Annotated in this window: 25 protein-coding genes; 9 read left to right on the top strand and 16 right to left on the bottom strand. The window is 64.3% G+C overall.

Going from position 1 to position 24243, the window contains the following annotated elements; translation table 11 throughout:
* Positions 1-16 precede the first annotated feature (16 nt).
* Positions 17-1327: a dicarboxylate/amino acid:cation symporter gene (locus FPZ24_RS08400; protein WP_146571024.1), complete on the top strand. Its 1311-nt coding sequence runs from the start codon at positions 17-19 to the stop codon at positions 1325-1327.
* Between the two features lie 2 nt (positions 1328-1329).
* Here FPZ24_RS08400 and FPZ24_RS08395 read toward each other — a convergent pair whose 3' ends face one another.
* From FPZ24_RS08395 to recA, 3 genes are all read right to left on the bottom strand, one after another.
* Complete coding sequence (locus FPZ24_RS08395) at positions 1330-1956, bottom strand: glutathione S-transferase family protein (protein ID WP_146571022.1); 627 nt, start codon at positions 1954-1956, stop codon at positions 1330-1332.
* A complete protein-coding gene (locus FPZ24_RS08390; RefSeq protein ID WP_146571020.1) occupies positions 1953-2786 on the bottom strand; it encodes a class I SAM-dependent methyltransferase in 834 nt (277 codons plus the stop codon). The genes FPZ24_RS08395 and FPZ24_RS08390 overlap by 4 nt, the downstream gene beginning before the upstream one ends.
* A 291-nt stretch (positions 2787-3077) precedes the next feature.
* Entirely contained in the window at positions 3078-4163 is a 1086-nt protein-coding gene (gene recA / locus FPZ24_RS08385) for a recombinase RecA (RefSeq protein ID WP_186729156.1), read from the bottom strand.
* A gap of 182 nt (positions 4164-4345) precedes the next feature.
* On the opposite strand from recA, the gene FPZ24_RS08380 reads away from it, so the two are divergent.
* Complete coding sequence (locus tag FPZ24_RS08380; RefSeq protein ID WP_146571018.1) at positions 4346-5362, top strand: adenosine deaminase; 1017 nt, start codon at positions 4346-4348, stop codon at positions 5360-5362.
* A complete protein-coding gene (locus FPZ24_RS08375) occupies positions 5362-5877 on the top strand; it encodes a phosphoribosyltransferase (protein WP_146571016.1) in 516 nt (171 codons plus the stop codon). The genes FPZ24_RS08380 and FPZ24_RS08375 overlap by 1 nt, the downstream gene beginning before the upstream one ends.
* Here FPZ24_RS08375 and FPZ24_RS08370 read toward each other — a convergent pair.
* From FPZ24_RS08370 to dapA, 5 genes are all read right to left on the bottom strand, one after another.
* A complete protein-coding gene (locus FPZ24_RS08370) occupies positions 5874-6218 on the bottom strand; it encodes a response regulator (protein WP_146571014.1) in 345 nt (114 codons plus the stop codon). The two genes, FPZ24_RS08375 and FPZ24_RS08370, sit on opposite strands and share 4 nt — an antisense overlap.
* A gap of 12 nt (positions 6219-6230) precedes the next feature.
* Positions 6231-8633, bottom strand: coding sequence for a hybrid sensor histidine kinase/response regulator (locus FPZ24_RS08365; protein WP_146571012.1), 2403 nt, complete (start codon positions 8631-8633; stop codon positions 6231-6233).
* Positions 8634-8761: 128 nt separating this feature from the next.
* Positions 8762-10789, bottom strand: coding sequence for a M13 family metallopeptidase (locus FPZ24_RS08360; protein WP_146571010.1), 2028 nt, complete (start codon positions 10787-10789; stop codon positions 8762-8764).
* A gap of 103 nt (positions 10790-10892) precedes the next feature.
* Complete coding sequence (gene smpB / locus FPZ24_RS08355) at positions 10893-11378, bottom strand: SsrA-binding protein SmpB (protein WP_146571008.1); 486 nt, start codon at positions 11376-11378, stop codon at positions 10893-10895.
* A 31-nt stretch (positions 11379-11409) separates the two neighbouring features.
* Positions 11410-12294: a 4-hydroxy-tetrahydrodipicolinate synthase gene (dapA, locus tag FPZ24_RS08350; protein WP_146571005.1), complete on the bottom strand. Its 885-nt coding sequence runs from the start codon at positions 12292-12294 to the stop codon at positions 11410-11412.
* A 78-nt stretch (positions 12295-12372) separates the two neighbouring features.
* Between dapA and FPZ24_RS08345 the strand changes: the two genes are divergently transcribed.
* The 3 genes from FPZ24_RS08345 to FPZ24_RS08335 all read left to right on the top strand — a co-directional run bounded on the left by FPZ24_RS08345 (position 12373) and on the right by FPZ24_RS08335 (position 15306).
* The gene (locus tag FPZ24_RS08345; protein WP_146571003.1) at positions 12373-14355 is read left to right on the top strand and encodes a lytic transglycosylase domain-containing protein; all 1983 of its coding nucleotides are present in this window, start codon (positions 12373-12375) and stop codon (positions 14353-14355) included.
* A gap of 3 nt (positions 14356-14358) precedes the next feature.
* A complete protein-coding gene (gene greB / locus FPZ24_RS08340; protein ID WP_146571001.1) occupies positions 14359-14844 on the top strand; it encodes a transcription elongation factor GreB in 486 nt (161 codons plus the stop codon).
* Positions 14845-14922: 78 nt separating this feature from the next.
* A complete protein-coding gene (locus tag FPZ24_RS08335) occupies positions 14923-15306 on the top strand; it encodes a DoxX family protein (RefSeq protein WP_146570999.1) in 384 nt (127 codons plus the stop codon).
* Here FPZ24_RS08335 and FPZ24_RS08330 read toward each other — a convergent pair.
* Complete coding sequence (locus tag FPZ24_RS08330; RefSeq protein WP_146570997.1) at positions 15303-16250, bottom strand: DUF2268 domain-containing putative Zn-dependent protease; 948 nt, start codon at positions 16248-16250, stop codon at positions 15303-15305. The two genes, FPZ24_RS08335 and FPZ24_RS08330, sit on opposite strands and share 4 nt — an antisense overlap.
* 202 nt (positions 16251-16452) lie before the next feature.
* On the opposite strand from FPZ24_RS08330, the gene FPZ24_RS08325 reads away from it, so the two are divergent.
* Positions 16453-16785 (top strand): acylphosphatase, encoded by a 333-nt coding sequence (locus tag FPZ24_RS08325; RefSeq protein ID WP_240047670.1) that lies wholly within the window; start codon positions 16453-16455, stop codon positions 16783-16785.
* On the opposite strand, the gene FPZ24_RS08320 is transcribed toward FPZ24_RS08325, so the two are convergent.
* Together FPZ24_RS08320 and ettA are read right to left on the bottom strand one after the other, a co-directional pair.
* Complete coding sequence (locus tag FPZ24_RS08320; protein WP_146570995.1) at positions 16775-17530, bottom strand: class I SAM-dependent methyltransferase; 756 nt, start codon at positions 17528-17530, stop codon at positions 16775-16777. The two genes, FPZ24_RS08325 and FPZ24_RS08320, sit on opposite strands and share 11 nt — an antisense overlap.
* 68 nt (positions 17531-17598) lie before the next feature.
* Positions 17599-19272: an energy-dependent translational throttle protein EttA gene (ettA, locus tag FPZ24_RS08315; protein WP_146570993.1), complete on the bottom strand. Its 1674-nt coding sequence runs from the start codon at positions 19270-19272 to the stop codon at positions 17599-17601.
* A gap of 157 nt (positions 19273-19429) precedes the next feature.
* Here ettA and FPZ24_RS08310 point away from each other — a divergent pair, with 157 nt between their 5' ends.
* Positions 19430-20833: a M20/M25/M40 family metallo-hydrolase gene (locus FPZ24_RS08310; RefSeq protein WP_146570991.1), complete on the top strand. Its 1404-nt coding sequence runs from the start codon at positions 19430-19432 to the stop codon at positions 20831-20833.
* Positions 20834-20887: 54 nt separating this feature from the next.
* On the top strand, positions 20888-21145 hold the full coding sequence (locus FPZ24_RS08305) for a hypothetical protein (protein ID WP_240047669.1): 258 nt from the start codon (positions 20888-20890) through the stop codon (positions 21143-21145).
* Positions 21146-21267: 122 nt separating this feature from the next.
* Here FPZ24_RS08305 and FPZ24_RS08300 read toward each other — a convergent pair whose 3' ends face one another.
* From FPZ24_RS08300 to FPZ24_RS08290, 5 genes are all read right to left on the bottom strand, one after another.
* Positions 21268-22113 (bottom strand): tyrosine-type recombinase/integrase, encoded by an 846-nt coding sequence (locus FPZ24_RS08300; protein ID WP_186729154.1) that lies wholly within the window; start codon positions 22111-22113, stop codon positions 21268-21270.
* A gap of 89 nt (positions 22114-22202) precedes the next feature.
* Entirely contained in the window at positions 22203-22529 is a 327-nt protein-coding gene (locus FPZ24_RS17150) for a helix-turn-helix domain-containing protein (protein WP_186729151.1), read from the bottom strand.
* Between the two features lie 127 nt (positions 22530-22656).
* Positions 22657-23091, bottom strand: coding sequence for a hypothetical protein (locus FPZ24_RS17145; RefSeq protein WP_186729149.1), 435 nt, complete (start codon positions 23089-23091; stop codon positions 22657-22659).
* 84 nt (positions 23092-23175) lie between these two features.
* Positions 23176-23442 (bottom strand): hypothetical protein, encoded by a 267-nt coding sequence (locus FPZ24_RS08295; RefSeq protein ID WP_146570973.1) that lies wholly within the window; start codon positions 23440-23442, stop codon positions 23176-23178.
* A 40-nt stretch (positions 23443-23482) separates the two neighbouring features.
* The gene (locus FPZ24_RS08290; RefSeq protein ID WP_146570971.1) at positions 23483-23794 is read right to left on the bottom strand and encodes a hypothetical protein; all 312 of its coding nucleotides are present in this window, start codon (positions 23792-23794) and stop codon (positions 23483-23485) included.
* Positions 23795-24243: the final 449 nt, after the last annotated feature.

The following is a 24243-nucleotide window of genomic DNA, read 5'->3' as shown; positions in this document are numbered from 1 at the left end:
TTCGGGGAGAGCGATTTTGGCGAAGCGGCTGACGACCTACATTCTGATCGGGCTGGTGCTCGGCATCGTGGTCGGCTGGGCGATCAACGCGCGATTCGATGCCGGCACTCCGGCGTCGGCCGACCTGCTCAAGCATATTGCCAGTTACATCTCGATCATCACGACAATCTTTCTTCAGCTCATCAAGATGATCATCGCGCCGTTGGTGTTCTCGACGCTAGTCGTGGGCATCGCTCACATGGGCGATACCGGTGCACTGGGCCGTGTGGGCTTGAAATCGCTCTTATGGTTCATCGGCGCCAGCCTGATGTCGCTCACGCTGGGACTCGCCTTGGTCCACCTGCTCCAGCCTGGAGTCGGGCTAAATCTGCCCATGCCACCGGCCGCCGCTGCGGCTGATACTATCGGGCTCGACAAAGCCGGGTTCGATCCGACGAAGTTCGTCAAACATATCTTCCCGGCTTCGATCATCGACGTCATGGCTACCAACGAGATCCTGCCGATCGTCATCTTCTCCTGCTTCTTCGGCGTTGCGATCACCGCGGTCGGCGACAAGGCCAAGCCGATCGTCCGCGCGATGGAAGGCGTCGTGGCGGTCATGTTGCAGATCACCGACTATGTGATGCGGTTCGCGCCGTTCGCAGTGTTCGCCGCGATGGCCGCGGCCCTGGTCGAACACGGTCCCCGCGTGATCGGCAAGCTCGCTTACTTCATGGGTAGCGTCTATGTCGGGCTCGGCACATTGTGGCTGTTGCTCATTGGTTTGGCTTTCCTGGTCATCGGCCGACGCGTTGTGCGATTGCTGCGGTTTGTCCGCGACCCCGCGCTCCTCGCCTTCTCCACCGCGTCCTCCGAAGCAGCGCTACCGCGGACGCTGGAAGCGCTCGAACGGTTCGGCGTGCCGCCACGGATTGCCAGCTTCGTGCTGCCGCTCGGCTATTCGTTCAATCTCGACGGATCGATGATGTACATGACGTTCGCGTCGCTGTTCATCGCCCAGGCCTATAACATCCCCATGTCGATCGGCGCGCAGGTCGGCATGTTGCTGATGCTGATGGTGACGTCGAAGGGCATTGCGGGCGTACCGCGCGCCAGCCTCGTGGTGATCGCAGCGAACCTCGACATGTTCCATCTGCCGGGCGCAGGGCTATTGCTGGTGCTGGCGGTCGACAATTTCCTCGACATGGGGCGGTCGGCTACCAACGTCCTGGGCAATGCGATCGCCGCCAGCGTCGTGGCGAAGTGGGAAGGCGTGTTGGGGCCGGAACAGGCGCCCGATTTCACACCGCTTCCCGCACCCGGTCACGGGTTGGACGGCAAGGACTAACCTCAGGCGTAGGCGTAGGGTCCGCCCTTCGCCAGCGCCGCCTGATAGGCCGGGCGCGCGTGGACCTTCTCGACCCAGGCGATCGTCGCCGGACGCGAGCCGTCGAGCCCGGCGCGACTCATCGCGGCTTCGAGCGGGAAGCTCATCATGATGTCGGCGGCGGTCAGCTCGTCGCCGGCGAACCAAGGGCGGCTGGCGAGTTCGCTTTCGACATATTCGAGATGGAGGTCGATCATCGGCTGGATGCGCTTGGCGGCGCTCTTGCCGAACATCGGGATGCGATTGACGACGAGCAGCACGAGCAGCGGCGGCATCATCGATCCTTCGGCATAGTGCAGGAACTGGCGGTAACGCAGGACGTCGTCGCGATGCGCAGGCGCGCCGAGCTTGCCGTCGGCCTTTTCGACCAGATACTCGCAGATCGCGCCGGTCTCGACGATCATCCGGCCGTCATCCTCGAGCACCGGCGACTTGCCGAGCGGATGCACCTTGCGCAGCGTGAACGGCGCCAGCATCGTCTTGGGATCGCGCTGATAATGCCTGATCTCGTACGGCAGGCCGAGTTCCTCAAGCATCCACAGGACGCGTTGCGAGCGCGAATTGTTGAGATGGTGGACGATCAGCGTCATTGCGGGTCTCCGTTGGTGGCGGTCCAGATCCACGCCGCGGCAGGAAAGGTCACGGCATCGCCGGTCAGGTTACGGGCGAGCAATTCCTTGAGGCGTTCGAACAGCTCGGGCCGGCGGTCCGCCGGTTGCTCGGCGATCGACCGCGCGACAGGACCGATCCGCCGGCAGAAGTCGGCGGCGTCGGCCACGGGGTCCTCGCCCTGTCCCGCGACGTAGGTGTAGTCGATCGGATCGGCGGCGACGTTCGTCCAGCCGCTATCGGTCAGCAGGTCGGTGACGAAGGTGCGGTCGGCGAACGCGAACGGCCCCGGCACGTAGCCCGAGGGCTGCGGCGCGGGAGCACCGACCAACGCGTCGCTCAGCAACGCCCAAACGTTCGCGCCGCGGTCACGGAAACAGGAAAAGACCAGCGTTGCGCCAGGCCGCGATGCCGCTCTGATCGTCGTGAAAGCTGCTACCGGATTAGGGTAGAACATCACGCCGTGGCGCGACACGAGGAGATCGGGGGCAACGTCCGATCGAAGCATTCCCGTATCGGCCATTTTGAATTGAAGGTTCGCTATGCCTTGTCCGCGTTGCTGCGCCACCGCGACTAGGCCGGGAGAAATGTCCAACCCTGTTACGGCTAGGTCGGGCCTGGCGATGGCCAGCGCCATCGATGTCGCGCCGGCTCCGCAGCCCAGATCGACGGCGCGCCCGCTCGCGGGCGCCACTGCGAGAATGGCGGCGTTCAGGTGATCCGACAGACCGTCGAAACTGCGATCGGTGCGGCGCCATTCGTCGGCCCAGACGTCGCCGGTACGGCCGGTCCATTCATCGGTCGAGAACATCCCGTCTCCCCCTACCCAACCTGCCAATCGCTCGTCGCGCCAGTCTGGGCGGCGATTGGTCAACGCGCACGCAGAGATACGCTACTCGACGATGGCACAGCGCAGACCAGCTTAGAAGCCATCACCCCAAATATGAAAGGCCCGCCGACGCGGGCGGGCCTTTCCGGGAATTGCGGCGGACGGGGGTCGCCGCGGGGGGGGGGTTAAGCGTTAACGTCGATCAAGCGCTTTGGTTGCATTGCAGCATTGTGACAGCGCGTTTTTTCGATAAGCGCCTGATCGACCCGCGAATTAAATGTCGTCTTCTTCCGACGGGCCGGCCATCATCTCTTCGGCGACGGCATCGGTACGCGTGCGGATCGCCTTTTCCAGGCGGTCGGCCATCTCGGGATTTTCCTTTAGGAAAACCTTGGCGTTCTCGCGGCCCTGACCGATGCGGACGCTGTCGTAGCTGAACCAGGCGCCCGATTTCTCGACCAGGCCGGCCTTCACTCCGAGGTCGAGCACTTCGCCGATCTTCGAGATGCCTTCGCCGTACATGATGTCGAATTCGACCTGCTTGAACGGCGGGGCGACCTTGTTCTTGACGACCTTCACGCGGGTCGAATTGCCGACCACGTCGTCGCGATCCTTGATCGCGCCGGTGCGGCGGATGTCGAGACGGACCGAGGCGTAAAATTTGAGCGCATTGCCGCCGGTCGTGGTTTCCGGATTGCCGTACATCACGCCGATCTTCATGCGCAGCTGGTTAATGAAGATCACCATGCAACGCGAGCGACTGATCGAGCCGGTCAGCTTGCGCAGCGACTGCGACATCAGGCGGGCCTGCAAGCCGACATGGCTGTCGCCCATCTCGCCTTCGATTTCCGCACGCGGCACCAGCGCGGCGACCGAATCGACCACCAGCACGTCGATCGCATTCGACCGGACCAGCGTATCGACGATCTCAAGCGCCTGCTCGCCAGTATCGGGCTGTGACACGATCAGTTCGTCGATATCGACCCCGAGCTTCTTGGCGTAGACCGGGTCGAGCGCGTGTTCGGCATCGACGAACGCCGCGGTGCCACCGTTCTTCTGCGCTTCGGCGATGACGTGGAGTGCCAGCGTCGTCTTGCCCGAACTTTCCGGACCATAGACCTCGATCACGCGGCCGCGCGGCAGACCACCGACGCCGAGTGCGATGTCGAGCCCTAGGCTGCCGGTCGAGATCGCCTCGACCTGCATCGTTTCCTTGGAGCCCAGCTTCATCGCCGACCCCTTGCCAAACGCGCGATCGATCTGCGCCAGCGCGGCTTCGAGCGCCTTGGCGCGTTCACCCGAACTCTTGTCGTTGCTCAATGCCATGGGATTGTCGATGACCTTCAAAGATGCCGCCATTGGAGCCTCCACCGCCTAGTGCGAACCACGTCCGCGTCAATGCTGTTGGAGGGCGTGTATCGCGTTTGTTCCGGTAGAACAATAGTGGAACGAAAATATTTTCCTCTTTTGTTCTCGTTGGCCGATCACCAGATACGAGAAGTGCTCTTGCCCCTGCTCCCGCGCCGGGCGATTGTCGCCCGATGACCGACTTCGCGACCTTCATTACCGGCCTGCCCAAAGCGGAGCTCCACCTCCATATCGAGGGCAGCCTGGAGCCCGAACTGATGTTCGCGCTGGCCGCCCGCAACGATGTGGCGATCCCGTTCAAGACGGTCGACGAGGTCCGTGCCGCCTATTCCTTTTCGAACCTGCAGGATTTCCTCGACATCTATTACGCCGGCGCGTCGGTGCTGATCACCGAAGCCGATTTCCGCGACATGGCGATTGCCTATTTCGATCGCGCGGCAGCCGACGGCGTGGTGCATGCCGAGATCTTTTTCGATCCGCAAACGCATACCGATCGCGGGATCGCGTTCGACACGGTGATGCGCGGGTTGCTGGCCGGCATGGCCGAGGCCGAGGCGAAGCATGGGCTGACATCGAAGCTGATCCTGTGCTTTCTGCGTCATTTGAGCGAAGAGGCGGCGTTCGAGACGCTCGCGATGGCGGAGCCGTGGCTCGATCGGATCACGGGCGTGGGCCTGGATTCGTCGGAGGTCGGGCATCCACCGGAGAAGTTCGCCCGCGTGTTCGCGGCGGCGCGGGCCAAGGGCCTCAAGCTCGTCGCGCATGCCGGCGAGGAAGGGCCGCCGGCGTACGTGCTCCAAGCGCTCGATATCCTCGGCATCGACCGGCTCGACCATGGCAATCGCAGCCTGGAGGACCCCGTCCTGACCGCGCGGCTGGCGCGCACGGGAATGACGCTGACCGTCTGCCCCCTATCGAACGTGAAGCTCTGCAACGTCGCGTCGATCGACGAGCATCCGATCGACCGGATGCTGCGCGAAGGGCTGCGCGCGACGATCAATTCTGACGATCCCGCCTATTTCGGCGGGTATATCGGCGAGAATTACCGCGCGGCGGCGATCGCGCGCGGGCTCGGCAAGCCGGAACTCGCGACGCTGGCGCGCAATTCGTTCCTGGGATCGTTCCTGAGCGACGACGAGGTCGCGGCGCACTTGGTGCGGCTCGACGCCTATGTGGAGGAGAACGCCTGATGCCGATCTTCACGCTGATCGCGCACGACGCGTTCGTCGAGCAAGTCCATGTCCTCGCCGCCGAGCTCGCGAATAGCGACTGGACGCCGAGCTTTATCATCGGGATCGGCCGCGGCGGGCTCGCGCCGGCGGTGTATCTCAGCCACGCGACGGGGTTGCCGATGCTGTCGGTCGATCATTCGTCGAATGTCGAGGATTTCTCCGACGCGCCACTGATCCGGCTGGCGGCGCGGACGCGCGACGGCGAGCGGCTGCTGTTCGTCGACGACATTAACGATACCGGCGCGACGATCGGCAAGCTGCGCGCTGCGCTGGCGACCGCGGGTGCGGCGCGCGACCATGTGCGGTTCGCGACTCTGCTCGACAACAAACGATCCGCGGAACAGGTCGAGTATCGCGCCGAGGTCATCGACCGCAACGAGCGCAAGGACTGGTTCGTCTTTCCCTGGGAAGCGGTCGCGCCGCAGACGTCGCTCGATGCCGATGCGGCGGCGGTGCCGGAGCGGATCGCCTAGCCCAGCGCGGCGAGCGCCTTCTCCACGCCGTCCATCGTATAGGGCTTGGTCAGTCGCGGGCGTTCCTGGTGCCCGTCGGTCACCTCGTCCCCGCCGCTCGACAGCACGAACGGAATGCCTTCCGCCGCCAGCGCGTCGGCGACGGGCCAGCTTTTCTCGCCGCCCGAGAGGTTGATGTCGAGGATCGCCGCATCCGGCTTTTCGTCGGCGATCGTCGCCAGCGCCGACTGCACGGTATCGCACGTGCCGACGCAATGCTTGCCGAGCGCGTCGAGGAAGTCCTCGAGCATCATTGCGATCAGCGGTTCGTCCTCGACGATCAGTATGCGGTGGATCGGCATCGGCGCGCTTTGTCAGTCGTTTGCCGCCGCGGCAAGCACGTCGCGGGCGGCTTCGGCGAGTTGCTGTACCGAAAAGGGCTTGGGCAGGAAGGAAACATTGTCGAGATCGATGGACTTGCGCAATTGCTCCTCGGCATAGCCCGACATGAACAGGATCGGCAGGTCGGGATAGCGTTCACGCGCGTGGCGGACCATCGTCGGGCCATCCATCGTCGGCATCACGACGTCGGAGATGAGCAGATCGGGCCGGTCGCTGGTCGCGAGCAATTCCAGCGCCGCCTCACCATGTTCGGCGGTCAGGACCGTATAGCCCTGCCGCGTCAGCGCGCGTTCGGCGACGACGCGGACCATGTCCTCGTCCTCGACCAGCAGGATCGTGCCGGTCCCCCATAGGTCGGCGGGCTTGTCGCGCGGTTCGACGCGCTTGGTCGCGGTCGGCGTGCCGGCGGTGTGGACCGGCAGATAGATCGAGAAGGTCGCCCCCCGACCCGGCCGGCTGTCGGCGAAGATATAGCCGCCCGATTGCTTGACGATGCCGTAGACAGTCGAGAGGCCGAGACCGGTCCCCTTCCCCACTTCCTTGGTGGTGAAGAACGGCTCGAAGATCTTGCCGACGATGTCGGGCGGGATGCCGGTGCCGGTGTCGGCGATTTCGAGCAGCGAATAATCGGCGACGGGCAGGATATCGTTGCCCAGCTTGCGGACCTCGGCGGCGGTCACCGCGCGGCATGTGATGGTCAGCGTTCCGCCGCTGCCTTCGTTCGACAGCATCGCGTCGCGCGCGTTGACCGCGAGGTTGACAACGACCTGTTCGAGCTGTCCCGGATCGGCGCGGACCGGGCCCAGGTTGCGGCCGTGATGGACTTCGAGCTTTACCGTTTCGCCCATCAAGCGCTTCAGCAGCTGCGACACCTCGGAGATCACATCGGGCAGCTGCAGAACCTGCGGCCGCAACGTCTGCTGGCGCGAGAAGGCCAGCAATTGTCGCGTCAGGCTGGCGGCGCGGTTCGAGTTCGCCTTGACCTGCTGAATGTCGTCATAATCGCTGTCGCCTGGCGAATGGCGCATCAGCATCAGGTCGCAATGGCCGATGATCGCGGTCAGGATATTGTTGAAATCGTGCGCGACGCCACCCGCGAGCTGACCAACCGCCTGCATCTTGGTCGCCTGCGCCACCTCGCGCTTTAGCCGCGTTTCCTCGCCATTGTCTTTGAGGCTGAGCAGCACCGCGGCATCGCCCAACCCGCGCGCACCGGCGATCGTCAGCGCGACCGGTTCGTCCGGATGATCCTTCAACCGGATCGCCATATCGGCCGAATGCGTCGCGCCGTTCGCGAACTTGCGCACCGCGTCGGCGACGGCGGCCTTGTCTTCGCGGACGACCAGATCGCCGGGATAGAGCGGCGGCTGGTTCGGATCGACCAACGCGGCGCGTACGAACGAATCGTTCATCTGGATGAAGCGCCCGTCGCGATCGACCAGCGCCAATCCGACCGGCAGCAAGGATATCAGGCTTTTGACGTGCGCCGCGGCGCTGGCGCCGATCGCCGGCTGGCCGCTTTCCTCCTCGTCGAGCAACGCGACCAGGATCGGCGCATCGTCGCCTTCGAGGAAGGGGATTTGCAGGATGCGCAGCGGCGTGCCCTTCCCGCCTTCGCGCTCGAACCGGACCTGCCCTTTGTCGTCGGCGGTCAGGAAGCGTGCGAAGTCGCGGCCGACGACGACGCTCTCCTCATGCCCCATCGACCGTTCGCGCAGCACGCGATTGGCGGCGAGAAGCTTGCCGTCGGGTGCGATCAATGCGGCCATGATTCCGGCGGCGGCGAGGCGATCCCCGGTCGATCCCGCGATCAGCGACTGGACGTTGGCGGCGATATCGAGCCCAGCAGCGTCGTGGAAACGCCATACGAGCATATCGTCGCCCTCGCCCGCGCGATCGACCGCGACCGCCATCGGTCGTCCGCGCGCCACCAGCCGATCGATCTGCGCCGATCCGTCGCGCCACGCGGTCCGTCCGGCACTGGCAAGATCGGCTGTGCCGGCGCCGTCTAGCGGCAAACCCGGCGGTGTCGGATAGCCGCCGAACCGCGCGCGATAGGTTTCGTTGGCGCAGATCAGCTTGCCCGCGCGATCGGTCACCGCCAGCGCGTCGCTGCTTGCCGCGGCCAGGGTGCGTGCGACGCTCCAATCCACATCGGCCGGCGCTTCGGCTGCCGCCGCGGGCGAGAAGCGATGCCAGACGAACGCCGTGGCGACGACCAGCAGCATCGCCGCGGCAAACCCGCCGGCAATCTCGAGACTGCGCAATACCAGCAGCGCGATCAGCGCCGCCGACATTCCGCATAAGGCAGCGACGATCAGCGCCTGGCGCTGACCCGCAGTCGGGGATGAAAAGGTGGCGGGGCGAGAGGCCATCGCGGTCCCTTGTGGCGGGGTCAGCGGGCAGGTCAAGCCGGACCTGTTTCTCGCATCGCCAAGAAGAAAGGGCGCCGTCGACGGGCGACCCCATCGACGGCGCCGTCATCCCCGCTCGGGGAGCTCGGTTACCAGATCCGCACGCGCTGTTCCGGCGGCAGATACATCTTCTGACCCGGCTGCGCTTTGAACGCCGCGTACCAGGGATCCATGTTCCGCACGATCCAGCTGCGCTGAACCGACGGCGCGTGAGGGTCGATCAGCAAACGCTGGATCAGATTGGCCTCGCGATAGCTGCGCCGCCACACCTGCGCCCAGCCGAGATAGAAGCGCTGGTCGCCGGTATAGCCGCCGATCATCGGCGCTGGCTTGCCGCCCAGCGAATTGTGGTAGGCGTCGTACGACGCGCTTAGCCCCGCCAGATCGGCGCTATTCTCGCCGAGCGTAAGCGCGCCCTTCACGAACTTGCCCGGCAACGGCTCGTATTTGTCGTATTCGGCGACCAGATCGGCGCTGCGCTTCTTGAACGCCGCGACGTCCGCTTCGGTCCACCATTGCGTCAGTTTGCCGTTCTTGTCGTATTTCGACCCCTGATCGTCGAAATGATGGCTCATTTCGTGGCCGATGACGGCGCCCATGCCGCCGTAATTAACGGCGGGATCGGCATTGGGATCGAAGAATGGCGGCTGCATGATCGCCGCCGGGAAGGTGATCGCGACGAGGCGCGGATTAGCCTGCGCGTTGACCGTCATCGGGGTCAGGCCCCATTCCCAGCGCCGCACCGGCTGGCCGATCTTGCTGCGATTGTCGTCGAACGACCATTGATTGGCGCGAAGCTCGTTGCCGAACGCGTCGCCCTTGACGATCTCCAGCGCGGCATAATCGTGCCATTGCGACGGATAGCCGATCCGCGGCGTGAAAGCGGCGAGTTTCGCATGCGCCTTGGCCTTGGTCTCGGGCGTCATCCAGTCGAGCTTTTCGATCCGTACGTTCATTGCGGCGATGATGTTTTTCACCATCGTATCGGCAGCCGCCTTGGTCGCCGGCGGGAAGTATTTGGCGACATAGACCTTGCTGACGTCGTCGGTCAGCGCGCCATTCGTGAAGGTCACCGCACGCTTCCAGCGCTCGCGCTGCTGCGGCGTCCCCGACAGCACGGTTCCGAACATGGCGAAATTCTCGGCGTCGAACGCTTGCGGCAGAACGTCCGCGAATCCATCCAACGACCCGACGATCAACTGATCCTTCAACACGCGGTCGGGTGCCTTCGCGATCAGGGCGGCAATTCCGGTGATCGCACTGGGCTGCGCGACGACCAGCGTATCGGTCCGGTACCCGGCCGCCTTGAACATCGCGGCAAAGTCGAAGCCCGGCGCCTTTTGCTGCAGCTCCGTAACGGTCATCTTGTTGTAGGTCGCGTCAGCGTCGCGGCTCTGAATGTTGGTCCAGCTGACCTTGGCGATCTCGGTCTCGAATTCGACCAGCGCCGCCGCGCGCGCGTCGACGTCGCTTTCGCCCGCCAGGGTCAACATTTTGGCGACGTGCGCACGATAGGCGGTCTTCGCGGCGGCAAGCTTGGGATCGTCGCTCAGATAATAGTCGCGGTCAGGCAAGCTGAGCCCCGACTGAAACATGGTGAGCGTGTACGCATTCGGATCCTTCGCATCCTGTCCTACGAACGGCGCGAACGGCGTCCCCACGCCGTTGCGTGTCGCCTCGGCGACGAGTGCGGCGTAGTCGGCCTTCGTCGATCCCTCGATCTTCGCGAGCCAGGGCTTAATCGGCGCGAGGCCCTTGGCTTCGATCCCGGCCGTGTCGAGATAAGTCGAATAGGCGCGGCCGATCTTCGAATTGGCGTCGGTAGCGGCCGCGTCGAGCAGACCATGCGTGCGCTGGTCCGACAGGTCCTGTAGACCTTCGAACGCGCCGAAGCTGGACTTGTCGGCCGGGATCGGCGTCCGCTTGGTCCAGCCGCCATTGGCGAACTCATAGAAATCGTCGCCGGGCGCGACGCTCTTGTCCATGCCCGTTTCATCGAAGCCGAACGTCCCGAACGCGGGCTTGGCCTTGGTCGTGGCGGCGGTCGAGGCGGTCTGAACGATAGCGACGCTGCCGAGGGCAGTGGCGGCGAGCAGGGCGAACGTGAAAGGCTTCATGGAACGGGCGATCCCCTTGGAGAGAGGGGCGTGTTTTACGCCGGTGATACGCCTAGTCAATCGCCGGGAATCGCGCGGATTCCACAGCGTTGACGTCAAACCGTCAGCCGCGTTCGCGCATGATCCGGCCCGCTTCCTTCTTCCAGTCGCGTTCCTTGATATGCTCGCGCTTGTCGTGCGCCTTGCGGCCCTTCGCCAGCGCCAGTTCCAGCTTCGCGCGCCCTTGCGAATTGAAATAGATCATCAGCGGGACGAGCGTCATGCCCTCGCGCGCGACCGCTCCGTGAAGCTTGTTGATCTCGCGCTCGTGCATCAGCAGCTTGCGCGGCCGCTTGGGCTCGTGATTGAAGCGATTGCCGTGACTGAATTCGGGAATGTTCGAGTTGATCAGCCACACGCCGCCGTCCGGCGACACCTCCGCGTAACTCTCCGCGATCGACCCCTCGCCGAACCGCAGCGACTTCACCTCGGTCCCGGTCAGCGCGATGCCGGCCTCGAACGTCTGGTCGATCGAATAGTCGAAGCGCGCGCGCCGGTTCTCGGCGACGATCTTCTTCTTGTCGAAGGTGGCAGGCTTGGGACGCGACATGGGAGGCGGGGATGTAGAGACGTAGCGGCGGTTACGCCACCCCTGCCCCCGCCATCGCCGCATCGACCGCAGCGCGGCTCGCGTCGCCGGCGGGCGTCATCGGCAGGCGAAGGTGGAGCGGCCAATCCGGCTTGACCTTGCCGAGCGCGTATTTGACCGGCCCCGGCGAGGCGTCGGTGAACATTGCGACATGCAAGGGGTAGAGCCGATCGTGCAGGCTGCGTGCCTTGACGATGTCGCCCGCCGCCCAGGCCGCCTGGAAGTCAGCGCACAGTCGCGGCGCGACGTTGGCGGTGACCGAGATGCACCCCACCCCGCCCATCGCATTGAACGCCAGCGCGGTTTCGTCGTTGCCGGAGAGTTGGACGAAGTCGTCGCCGCAGCCGAGCCGCTGTTCGGTCACGCGACCGAGACTGCCGGTCGCGTCCTTCACACCGATGAACACGTCGGGGAACGCCGCGACGATCCGCGCCATCGTCGCGGGCTGGATGTCGGTGACGGTGCGGCCGGGGACGTTGTAGAGCACGATCGGCAGCGAGGTTTGCTGCGCGATCGCCTCGAAATGGCGGAAGATGCCTTCCTGGCTCGGGCGGTTGTAATAAGGCGGCACCATCAAGGCGGCGTCGGCGCCGGCCACTTTCGCTGCGTTGACGTTGTCGATCGCGACCCGCGTATCGTTCGATCCCGCCCCCGCCAGGATCGGCACGCGACCCCGCGCCTGGTCGACGCAGACGCGCACCACGTCGAAATGCTCCTGGAACGTCAGCGTCGCCGCTTCGCCGGTGGTCCCGACCGGTACCAAGCCCGCCGACCCCTCGGCGATCTGCCATTCGACCAGCGCGCGAAACGCGTCCTCGACGAAGCTGCCGTCCGCCGCGAACGGCGTGACCAGCGCCGGGATCGATCCCGAAAACATGCCTAAAAGCTCCTTATCCGCGCCGAATTCGCGGTTTATTCACCTGACAGATAGAGGGCTGCGCTATATGCTGTCCATATGATCGCGCCGTGGATCAAGACCGCCCTTGCCGCCACCGCTTTGTCGGGGATGGCCGCGACCGGCTATGCGTTTCAGGACCAGTTCGACTGGGCGAAAGCGCGGCTCGCCGGGACCAGCGGCGATCCGACCGCGAATGCGGCGCTGTCGGCGGCGATCACCGAGTGGCGCTCGCTGAGCCAGATCAACAACGCACCGTTCGACAGCTACGCGCGCTTCATGCTCGCGCATCCGGGCTGGCCAGGCGAGACGGGGATGCGCCGCAATGCCGAAGCGGCGCTGGCCCAGGGTAATTTCTCGGCATCCACCGCCGCCGCCTTCTTCCGTCGCTTCCCGCCGCAGAACGCGACCGCCTGGGTCCGCTTCGCGCAGGCGCTCAACGGTCTCGGCGCGCGCGACGAGGCGAAAAGCGCCGCGCGCAACGGCTGGACGAGCGGGGCACTGTCCACCGCCGACGAATCGTTCGTGCTGACGACCTTCCCCGATGCGCTGACCGTGGTCGATCACGACGCGCGGATGGACCAGTTGTTGTGGACCGGCCAGACGACCGCCGCCTCGCGCGAGATCCTGCTGACCAGCATCGCAAAGCGTCCATTGTTCCAGGCGCGGCTCGACCTGCGCACCGGCGCGCCCGGCGCGGGCGGTGCCGATGCGATCGGCGCGGGCGACCCGGGCTATCTCGCCGACAAGGTGATCTGGCTGAACAATTCCGGCGCAGCGGCGTCGGCGCGGGCGCTGCTCGCGCGCCCGCACATGTTCACCGCGCGACCGCTCGACGTCGATCGCTGGTACGATCTGCTGCTCAAGAATGCGCGCGCAGCCCTGGCGGCGGGTGACGCGACCACCGCCTACGCGATCGCGAGCCAGGTCGACGACGCCTATCCCGCCGGCACCGACGTATCGTTGCGCCCGTTCGGTGAGCGCGATCCCTATACCGATCTCGTGTGGCTCGCCGGACAGACCGCGATGAAGCGGCTCGGTCGCCCCGCCGATGCCGCACCGATGTTCGTCCGCTATACCGGCGGCTCGCGATCGACCGCGCTCAAGTCGAAGGGTTTCTACTGGGCCGGTCGCGCCGCCGAAGCCGCCGGCCGATCGTTGGACGCGCAGACCTATCTCGGCCGCGCCTCGACCTATCGCGATCAATTCTACGGGCAGTTGGCGACGGAGCGGCTCGGTCTCGCGATGGTACCGCCGACCGACGCGATCGTGCGACCGGTCGATGCGGCCGTCCGCGCCGCCTTCTACCAGAGCGAAGTCGTCCGCGCCGCGCAGTTCCTCGGCACGATCGGCGCGCACGAGGATCAATCGGCCTTCATCCGCCAGATCGCCAACAACGCCAGCAGCGAAGCCGACCATGTCCTCGCCGCCGAACTCGCGCGGACGCTCAGCCGCCCCGACCTCGCGGTGATGGTCGGGCGCAGTGCGCTGCTGAATGGGGTCAGCGACTATACGCTGACCGGCTTCCCGACGGTCAATATCCCCGCGACCGCGACCGGTAGCTGGAGCATCGCGCACGGCATCATGCGCCAGGAATCGCAGTTCGACCGCGCGCTGATCAGTCGCGCCGGCGCGCGCGGCGTGATGCAACTGATGCCGGGCACCGGCCGCGAGCAGGCCGGCAAGCTCGGTCTGGCGTGGGATTCGGGGATGCTGTTGAGCAGCACCGATTACAACATCCAGCTCGGTACCGCTTATTTCGCGCGACTCTACGCGATCTACGGCAGCTACCCGTTGGCGATCGCGGCCTACAATGCCGGCGGCGGCAACGTGAACAAGTGGCTCACAGCGAACGGCGACCCCCGCAGCGGCACGGTCGATTGGGTCGATTGGATCGAGGCGATCCCGTTCGACGAGACCAAGCGGTACGTTCAGCACGTGCTGGAGAATGCGGTGGTCTATGACCTGATCAACCCGCAGCGCGCGACGTCGACCGGCAATGCGCGGCTGAGTTGGTATCTCGGCAACAAGCGTCCGGGCTGAGCCATTTCCGAGCATCCGAACTACATCACGCCCGCCGGGTTTGCGGCGCTGCGCGCCGAATACGACCAATTGTTCGGCGACGAGCGGCCGAAGCTGGTCGAGGTGATCTCTTGGGCAGCGGGCAACGGCGACCGGTCGGAGAATGGCGACTATATCTATGGCCGCCAGCGGCTGCGCCAGATCGACCGGCGACTGGGTTGGTTGGCGAAGCGGATGAAGGCCGCCAAGGTGATCGATCCCGCCGCCGCCCCCGACCGTAGCCGCGTCTTCTTCGGCGCGACCGTCACGATCGCCGACGAAGACGACAAGAACCGCACGATGACGCTGGTCGGCGACGACGAGGCCGATGCCGGCAAAGGTCGCGTCGGTTGGGGCTCTCCGCTCGCCCGTGCGTTGCGCGGCAGCGCAATCGGCGATCTGCGTCGCGTGACGTTGCCGGCCGGCGAGAAGGAATATGAGGTGATGGCGATCACCTATCCCGACGCGTAACGGAGCGTTTCCGTTCGTTGGATGGTTGTTCGACCGCGCCCGCCTTAGATCAGTGAGCGTAACAACCAGGAGGTCGCATTGCCCATTCCCGCCAGTTGGTCGCCGAATTTGCTGTCGCTGCTGCGCATCGTCGCCGGGCTCGGCTTCCTGCAGCACGGCGTGTCGAAATATTTCGGCATCCCGCCCTTTCCGATGCCGCTCAACCCATTACTCTACACCGCGGGCGCGATCGAGCTGGTCGGCGGTACGTTGCTGGTGATCGGCCTGTTCACGCGCCCTGCCGCGTTCGTTCTGTCGGGCATGTCGGCCGCCGCCTATTTCATCGCGCACGCACCGAAGAGCTTTTTCCCCGCGGTCAACATGGGCGAAGCAGCGATGCTGTACTGCTTCATCTTCCTGTACATCGCCGCGGCCGGCGCCGGGCCATGGAGCGTGGACGCGATGCGGAACAAGGCCGCCTAGGCGCACTCGCCCGCTTCGGCGATCATCGCGGTCAATTCGCGGTCGATCTCGGCGCGGGCGGCGGTGTGATCCATCTTGTCGATCTCGGCCAAGCTATGGCGCTTGCCGACCCGCTGCATCAACCGATAGCCGATGTAGTACCCCCAACGTTTGGGGAAGGTCTGCTCGCCACCGCCGCCGAAGAAGTAGCTCGCGTAAGTGGCCTGATCGCCCTTATCGAGGTCGCCGCGCAGCATGCACAAGGCGAGCTTCCACTGCGCGTCGACGGCTGGCCGAATGGGTTTGGGCAGATCGAGCATCAGCGTGTGATCGTCGCCGCCCGGGTTCATCACCGCCGTCGCATAGACTGCCCCGCCCTCTTGCCACAGCGAACACCAGACCGTCGTGTCGGGCTCGCAATCCTTGAACCATTGCCCGTTTTCGACGTGATAGAGCTCATGGTCGAGGAACGGCCCGATCGTCCCGTCGGTATGGATCTTGGCGATCACGTCCGCGCCGAAGATCATGTAGGTCTTACCGTCGAGCGTCCGCGTGCCGCCGTCCATCCGCCCGAGCGAATGGACGAACCACACTGGCAGCACCGGCTTGAACCCCGGGAATTGCGCCCGGAAATGGCGAAGGCCAGCGGCGTAGGCGATCGGGAACTGGCGCTCCACCTTCTCATAGTCCGCCCGGATCGCGTCAAAGCCGTCGAGCGACACTGCGACACTTCGCTCGAACTGAGCGTCGGCCTGACCGGACGAGGGCTCGTAGAAGCCAGGGAACAGCTTGCCGAAACGCTGGCGGAACAGCGCGACTCGCTCCTTCTCCGGCATGCCCTTGGTTGCATCGTGAAACTTGGCGAAGTCGCGAGTCAGCGATTTGTAGGGAGCGGGCACGGTGCGCGCGCTGCCGGACGCATGGAGCAACAGCACTGCCGCTATTGCTATCATCGTACGCTTCATGCTGCCCTCCGCGTGTTATATGCAAATAATACACACTGGAACAAGCGGCGCAATCTTCCGTCCGCATCGCCCTGAAAAGCGGTGATGTTTCCGTTACAACCTTTCGGTTCGGCGCGCTTCCCGCTCCGCTCCCGGCGAACCGCTCCGCTAGTGCGCCGAACGGTCGGCGGGTCCGCTTCGGCCCGAGCGGAACGGTGATAGCGTGCATGACGACGAGCGGGATAAACTTGCCGCCGCGTTGAAGGGGTCAGAATATATGGGCGTGATGCAGCGGGTCGTTGTGTCGGGTAAGGTCCACCAGGTCGGCTTTCGCGACTATGCCATCCGCAAGGCGCAGTTGTTGGGGGTCACCGGCTGGGTGCGCAACCGCCAGGACGGAACGGTCGAAATCATGGCATCCGGGGAGGATGAGGCGGTCGCGGCGTTGGTCGAGGCCGTCCGCGAAGGCCCGCCGCTCGCGCGGGTCGACCATGTCGAAGCCTATGTCGAGGCGGGCCAGCCGGTGAAAGGATTCACCAAGCGGTTTACCGCTTGATCGGGCCACCCGGCTTCACGAACTTCAGGGCGTATTGGTCGGTCTGACCCTGCACCTTCTTGTCGAAGATCGGCAGCGTGTGGTCGTCGCTCGGTCGCCGCAGAAAGGTGCCTTCATCGACCAGCTTGAAGCCGACCGACGTCACTTCCTTGATCACCAGCGCCTTTTCGATGCGGTGGAGCTTCTCGATTCCCGCCGTGTCGGTACCCGGCGGGGCTTCGTGGTCGAGGACGAAGAACACGCCGCCCGGCTTCAGCGCGTTGAACACGCCGCGGTCGAACGCGACCGTATCGACCACGCCGTATTTGGCGATCTTGAGGTCGTGATAGTTCTGCGTCACCCAGGCGAGGTCGAGCGGCTGCGGAAAACGCACCGTCCCGAACGCCGCCGCCTCGATCGACACGTTGCCCTTGGTCGCGTCGATCACGGCCTTGTCCGACTTTGGATCGTCCCAGCGCAGATTCTCCATGCCGTAGACATGCCCCTTCGGGCCGACGACATCGCTCAGCATGCGCGTGAAATAGCCGCCGCCCGGATAGAATTCGCCGACGATCATGCCGGGCTTCACCCCGGCAAAAGCCATCGTCTCGGCCGGCTTGCGATTGACGTCGGTCGCGCGGTCGGCGTCGGGCCGTGAGGTGTCCGCGACAGCGGCTGCGACGTAATCCGGCACCGCCGCATAGACCATTGCGGCAGGAACGACCGCCGCCGCGACCGAAAAAAGCGCAACCGACAAGCGAACCATGATGCCCTCCATGCTGTGTTAGGAGAGCATCACGGTTCGATCACGCTGTCAAAGCCAATCTTGCGAAACTACCGCGTCAGCTTCTTGTACGCCAACGCGGTCGGACGGTCCGCGGCATCGCCCAGGCGGCGACGCTTGTCCTCTTCGTAGCTCTCGAAATTCCCCTCGAACCACTCGACGTGCGAATTGCCCTCGAACGCCAGGATGTGCGTGCACAGGCGGTCGAGGAAGAAGCGGTCGTGGCTGATGACCACGGCGCAGCCGGCGAAATTCTCGATCGCTTCCTCGAGCGCCCCGAGCGTTTCGACGTCGAGATCGTTGGTCGGTTCGTCGAGCAGCAACACGTTGCCGCCGCGCTTGAGCATCTTGGCGATATTGACTCGGTTGCGTTCGCCGCCCGAGAGCTTCCCGACATTCTTCTGCTGGTCGGCGCCCTTGAAGTTGAACGCGCCCACATATGCCCGCGTCGAGGCGTCGTGGCCGTTGACCTTCATGTAATCGAGCCCGTCGGAGATTTCCTCCCAGACGTTCTTCGACGGGTCGAGGTGATCGCGGCTCTGATCGACATAGCCGAGATGGACCGTGGTGCCCTTTTCGATCGTCCCGCTGTCGGGCGTCTCGGCGCCGGTGATCAGCTTGAACAAGGTCGATTTACCCGCGCCGTTGGGCCCGATCACGCCGACGATGCCGCCGGCGGGTAGCGTGAACGACAAGTTTTCGAACAAGAGCTTGTCGCCGTACGCCTTGGACAGGTTTTCGACCTCGATCACCTTACCGCCCAGACGCTCCGGCACCTGGATGACGATCTGCGCCTTGCCGGGGGTACGGTTCTTCTGCTGTTCGACCAGTTGCTCGAACTTGGCGATACGCGCCTTCGACTTGGTCTGGCGCGCCTTGGCACCCTGTCGGATCCACTCGAGCTCGTCCTTGATCGCCTTGGCGCGGCCCGATTCCTCGCGCTCCTCCTGTTCGAGGCGCTTCGACTTCTTCTCGAGATAGGTCGAGTAATTACCCTCGTACGGGAAATACTTGCCGCGATCGATTTCGAGGATCCAGCCGACGACGTTGTCGAGGAAATAGCGGTCGTGGGTGATCATCAACACCGCGCCGGCATATTCCTTCAGGTGATTTTCAAGCCATTCGACGCTTTCGGCGTCGAGGTGGTTGGTCGGTTCGTCGAGCAACAGGATCGACGGCTTCTGGATCAGCAGGCGCGTCAGCGCGACGCGGCGCTTTTCGCCACCCGACAGGTTCTGGACGGGACTGTCGCCCGGCGGGCAGCGCAACGCCTCCATCGCCAGTTCGAGCTGACTGTCGAGGCTCCAGCCGTCGACCGCGTCGATCTTCGTCTGGAGATCGCCCATTTCGGCACCGAGCGCATCGAAATCCGCATCGGGCTCGGCCATCAGCATCCCGATCTCGTTGAACCGCGCGACCAGGTCGGCGGTCTCGCGTGCGCCATCCTTGACGTTCTCCAGCACCGACTTGGTCGGATCGAGCTCGGGCTCCTGCTCGAGATAGCCGACCGTGATGTTCTCGCCCGGCCAGGCCTCGCCCGTGAAATCCTTGTCCACGCCGGCCATGATCTTCATCAGCGTCGATTTGCCGGCGCCGTTCGGGCCGACGATGCCGATCTTGGCACCCTGATAGAACTGAATGTTGATGTTGCTCAGCACCGGCTTGGGCGCGCCGGGGAAGGTCTTGGTCATGTCCTTCATGACAAAAGCGTATTGGGCGGCCACGTAGGGTCTCCGGTTTGAAATATTGGATGTCGGAAAAGTTGACCGCCAGATAGCGATTGGGCGATGCGTTGGGAAGAGGCGCGCACGACCGGCGAAAGGGCTTTTCGACGGCGTCCTAGGGTTCTAAGCCACCGCCTCCATCCCCAGGGAGAACTATATGCGGATCGCCCCTCTCGCGCTTGCTGGTATCGCCGTCCTCGCCGTTCCCGCCATCGCGCAGCGTGCGTTGCCCACCGCGTCGGTCAAGGTCGATCCAGCAGTCGCCAAGGCGCGCGATGCTGCGCTGAAGGACGATGTCGCCTGGGATATCGTCGAGGGGCTGACGACCGAAGTCGGCCAGCGCCTCGCGGCGACCGAGGCGGAGGCCCGCGCGCGGGCCTGGGCGGTGGTCAAGCTGAAGGCGCTCGGGTTCAAGAACGTCCATATCGAAACCTATACGATGCCAGTCTGGGTACGCGGCGTGGAAACGGCCGAGATCGTCGGACCCTATCCGCAGAAGCTGACACTCGCCGCCCTCGGCCGTTCGGGCGCGACCCCGCCCGAAGGGATCACCGCACCTGTCGTCTATTTCCCGACGTTCAACGATTTGCTCGCCGCACCGGACGGCAGCCTGACGGGCAAGATCGCGTTCGTGTCGAACCAGATGAAGGCGACGCAGGACGGCAGCGGGTACGGCGCGTTCGGCGCGGCGCGCTTCATCGGCGCGAACGTCGCCGCCAAGAAGGGCGCGGCCGCGATCCTGATCCGCTCGATCGGCAGCGACAAGGGCCGCTGGCCGCACACCGGCGGGACCAATTTCGCGCCGGGCGTGACGCCCATCCCGGCGGCCGCATTGTCGGTGGCCGATGCCGAACAACTCGAACGTATCTTCAAGCGGACCGACAAGGTGTCGATCAAACTCGTGCTCACGCCCAAGACATTGCCTGATGCCGAATCGGGCAACGTCGTCGCCGAAGTGCCGGGGACTGATCCCAACGCCGGCGTCATCGTCGTCGGCGGACATCTCGACAGCTGGGACCTCGGTACCGGTGCGATCGACGACGGCGCCGGCGTCGCGATCACGACCGCGGCGGCCAAGCGCTTGCTCGACGGGCCGCGTCCTCGCCGGACGATCCGCGTTGTCTGGTTCGGCGCGGAGGAACCCGGCGGTTTCGGCGGTCAGGCCTATGCCAAGGCGCACGCGACCGAGAAGTTCGCTATGGCCGCCGAATCGGATTTCGGCGCCGACAATATCTGGCGCTTCTCGGTCAATTTCCCCGACAGCGCGAAAGCGGTGGGCGACCGGCTCGGCGCGGCGCTCGGCCCGCTGGGTATCGTGCGTAGCCGCGAAAAGGCCGGCGACGGCACCGATGTCGGCCCGCTGTTCGCACTTGGCACGTCGGCGGTCGATCTCAACCAGAGCGGCCTGCGCTATTTCGATTGGCACCACACGCCGGAGGATACGCTCGACAAGATCGACCTCGATCAATTGCGCCAGAATGTCGCCGCGTGGACTGCGATGCTTTGGGTCGTCGCCAACGCGCCCGAGGATTGGGACAAGGTGACGCCGAAGGGCAGTTGATCACAGCCCCGCCGCCCGCTTAGTCTTTCGACCGAGTTCAACAGGAGAAGCCCGATGAAGAAGATCGCTATCGCCTTGACCGCCACCGCGTTGGTTTCGCTCGCGGCGTGCAACAAGCCGGCCCCCACGGTCGAAAATGCCGCCAATGCGCTGGAAGCGAACTTGTCCGACCAGGCCGCGGCGCTCGACAACGAAGCCAATGTCGGCGCCAACGACGCCGCCGCCAATGCCGTCAACAGCGCGACCGCCACCTACAATACCAGCGTCGACAACATCCGCGCCGAAGCCGAGGCCGCGAAGAACACGCATTGATCTTAAGGGCGGCGGGCAATCGGCCTTGCCGCCCCCCGTTTTGCTCCCTAGAGCGCCTGTCTCGCGTCGGGGAGTGGCGCAGTCCGGTAGCGCGCCTGCTTTGGGAGCAGAAAAGCTAATCGTCATTTTTGGCTGTTTCCTGCGGGTTTGAGCGCAACCACCGTTGCGGGTTCGGGAATAGTTCGGGACTCGCCTGCAATCATCGCCTCCCGCACGGTTTCCTCATGCGTGTGGAAGTACCGCTTGGTCGTGCGAATGTCGGAGTGGCCGGCGAGGACGTAAGCCGCCTCGATCTTGCCAGTCCGCGACAGGCTGGTGTGCCGATTGCTGTGGAAGTTGTAGCCCTCGATCCCCGCGTCTTTCAGCGCCTTCTTCCACTTGCGCTCCCAGCCTTGACGGCTGAATGGATAGCGCAGGCCCTTCACGCGCTTCGGTCGGTCCTTGCGAGGCGGTGCATCGCGCTCGCATTCGTACGTGAATACCTGGGGCGAAGCCTTGGGCTGGTTGGCGATCAGGGCAGCAAGACGCGGCGTCAGCGGGAACGTGTGCGGCTTCTGTCCCTTCGCCCAGACCGTCGCGCGATTATTCACCAGATCTACGTCCGACCACCGCAGCGTGACGATCTCCGACCGACGCTGCCCCGATAGCAGGGCAAATTCCACCAACGGCTTGAGGCTATCGGGGAGATGCTGGAACAGCCTCACCTCTTCCTCATGCGACAGAACGCGAGTTTTCGGCGCGGCTTCCTTGAGCTTGGCCTCTTTCCAGACGAGCCGAGGCGTGTCGAACCCCCTCGCCTCGCACCAATTCACGACGCGGCGGAGCAAGGCTGTCTCGCGATTGACGCTGGCATTGCTCACGCTGGCACGACGGCGCGCGATATAGCGATCGACCGCGGCCAAGGTCAGGTCGCCGACCGGCATTTGAGGGCCGAGCCCCTGCGCCAAGTTTACGAGCTGGTATTTCACCGTGTACCAACTCCGCAGGAATTGGCCCTTGGTTTCGTACCATTGGTCACAGGCGGCGACGATTGCGATGTTCGGCTTCGTGTCATCGCCTAGCGCTGCCTTCCGCCGGATTTCGGACTGATACCGCTCCGCGTCGCGTTTTGCCGCGCAGCCAGTGCTTCCGTGATAGCGAGCACCTTTGAACCGGAAGTCGTAGTGCCAGAAATTGCTTTTGGCCGGTCTGTAGAGGGACATGGCGGTTCGTCCTGGCGCAGTCGGGCTTCGAGGTATTCGTCGCAATCTTCGGCGCGATAGGCAATAAGGCGATCGGTGAGAGCAATGTAGCGGATCAATCCCCTGCGCTTCAGGTCGCGTAGGGTCCGTGCGGACACCATCAGGCGCGCCGCCGCTTCGTCGGGTTTCAGCAGCGCCGTCACCGCGCCCTCTCTACCCGACGTACGGGCTGGTCGATGCGATCGAGGACGAGGTGTCCGGGACGAGGATTGGTACGCTCGACCGTTACCCGCTGATAGCCACGGCTGGCTAGGTAGTCGGTGTAGGCTTTCATAAACGGCCTTTCTGGGCGCATCCCTGCGGGACCGCGCTCTCGTGAACGGAGCCGCCTTGCGTCTCCGCCCTACGGGCTTCGATCGCTTGCGCTAGGGCCTCACGAAACCGCTCGCCCCGCCCCGTGATCCAATAGCCGCTTCCGCATGTCTGACCCTCTTCGGTCATCAGCGTGCCAATCTCGGCAAACCCCAGCGTCCTAAGCGCGCGATGGACCTCCTTGACCCTCGCTTCCGGAACGCCAATGTCGCCCGAAATATAGCGCGCCGATTGCACGAACTCCCCATCGCCTAGGGCCTCTAAAACCAAGGCCGCATCCGGCGGGAAGTCGCAAAGCCCGACCAGTATCGCGCTAGGGATTGAAGCCGGAACGGGCGAGACGGGAACCGGCTCGATCGGCGTAGCCGACGAAAGCCCGGTGCCGTCAGGCAAGCGCCCACTATCCTCCGTCACGATCCTACCCCTTCTGATTCTATGGATGGAGAAGAGGTGCGAGCGAGAGCGGCGGTGAAACGATCAGCCATAAAGCGCCTCGGCCATGTCGCCACACAGCGGGACCGAACGGCTGTCGTGGGCGGGGTACGGGTAGTGTTCGTGCTTGGTGACATCCACGTCGAACAGATGCCGCAGCACGACCGCGCCGCCCAAATTGGCTTGCTCGTGCGTAATGCCCAGATTGTCCATCAGCGGCATAGCGATGTTGGCGTGGAGCGCCTGAGCGTACTCTGGGTCAGCGTGAAGCAGGCTCTTCATTGCGTCGAACTGGTGAACCTTGTCAGTCATTTCACATCTCCAGGTTGGTCATCTGCTGTGGATAGATTGGTCATGATTTGCCTGCCGGGGTTTGGGCGGCGTGCGGATACCAGATCGGGCGCATGTTCAGACGGGCGCGCAATCGGTCCATGAAGGTTGCAGGCCTCGTCGTGAGGACGACCTCGACACGACGGTGCATGTACGGAACTAGAAAAGATGGAACTCCCGTATTGCGAGCAGCCCAACGCTTCGCGGATTCTGCTGTTTTGAATATCTTGCCGTCTTGGTCGTCTTTTCCTGACTTAAACCATCCGACCCTTGTAAAGGTAGACAGCCAATAGATGTCGGCTTTCCATGCCGGGACCTGTTCGCCCTTCATCATATCAAGATTTCCTTATGTCTTGATCGGGCGCGAGCGCTTCAAAGGCCGCCAAGGAATTTGCTGCGGCCTCAGCTACGTCGCGCGCCTGCTCGCCTTTGAAGCAGAACAATGGCTCTCGGTTGCGATATGCGAACCAGCGACCATCGTGTGTCCCAAGCGTGAATTGCGGTTCGATTGTCGGAATTGCGGGGAAAGCCCCCTGCGCCTGACCGTCACCCGAATGGGTGGAGACAGGAACTGGCTCCGGGAGCGCAGCGACTAGGGCAGGTTCCGACGCTTCAGCGTCGGCGCTCGAACTACTCGGGCCTTCCTCGCTATGGGGTGGGGAGATCATGCCTTTTCACGGGGCGGCTTGTTGGGCCGCCCCGCTCCCTGCAAAGCTGCAAATATCTTCCGGCGCGCGAACCAGGCCGTGCCGAGAGCGCCCCCAACAGCAGCAGCAAGTCCTC

The organism is Sphingomonas panacisoli, from assembly GCF_007859635.1.
Taxonomy (GTDB): domain Bacteria; phylum Pseudomonadota; class Alphaproteobacteria; order Sphingomonadales; family Sphingomonadaceae; genus Sphingomonas; species Sphingomonas panacisoli.
Note: the sequence above shows the minus strand (reverse complement) of the source record. Positions and strands in the feature narration are given on the sequence as shown.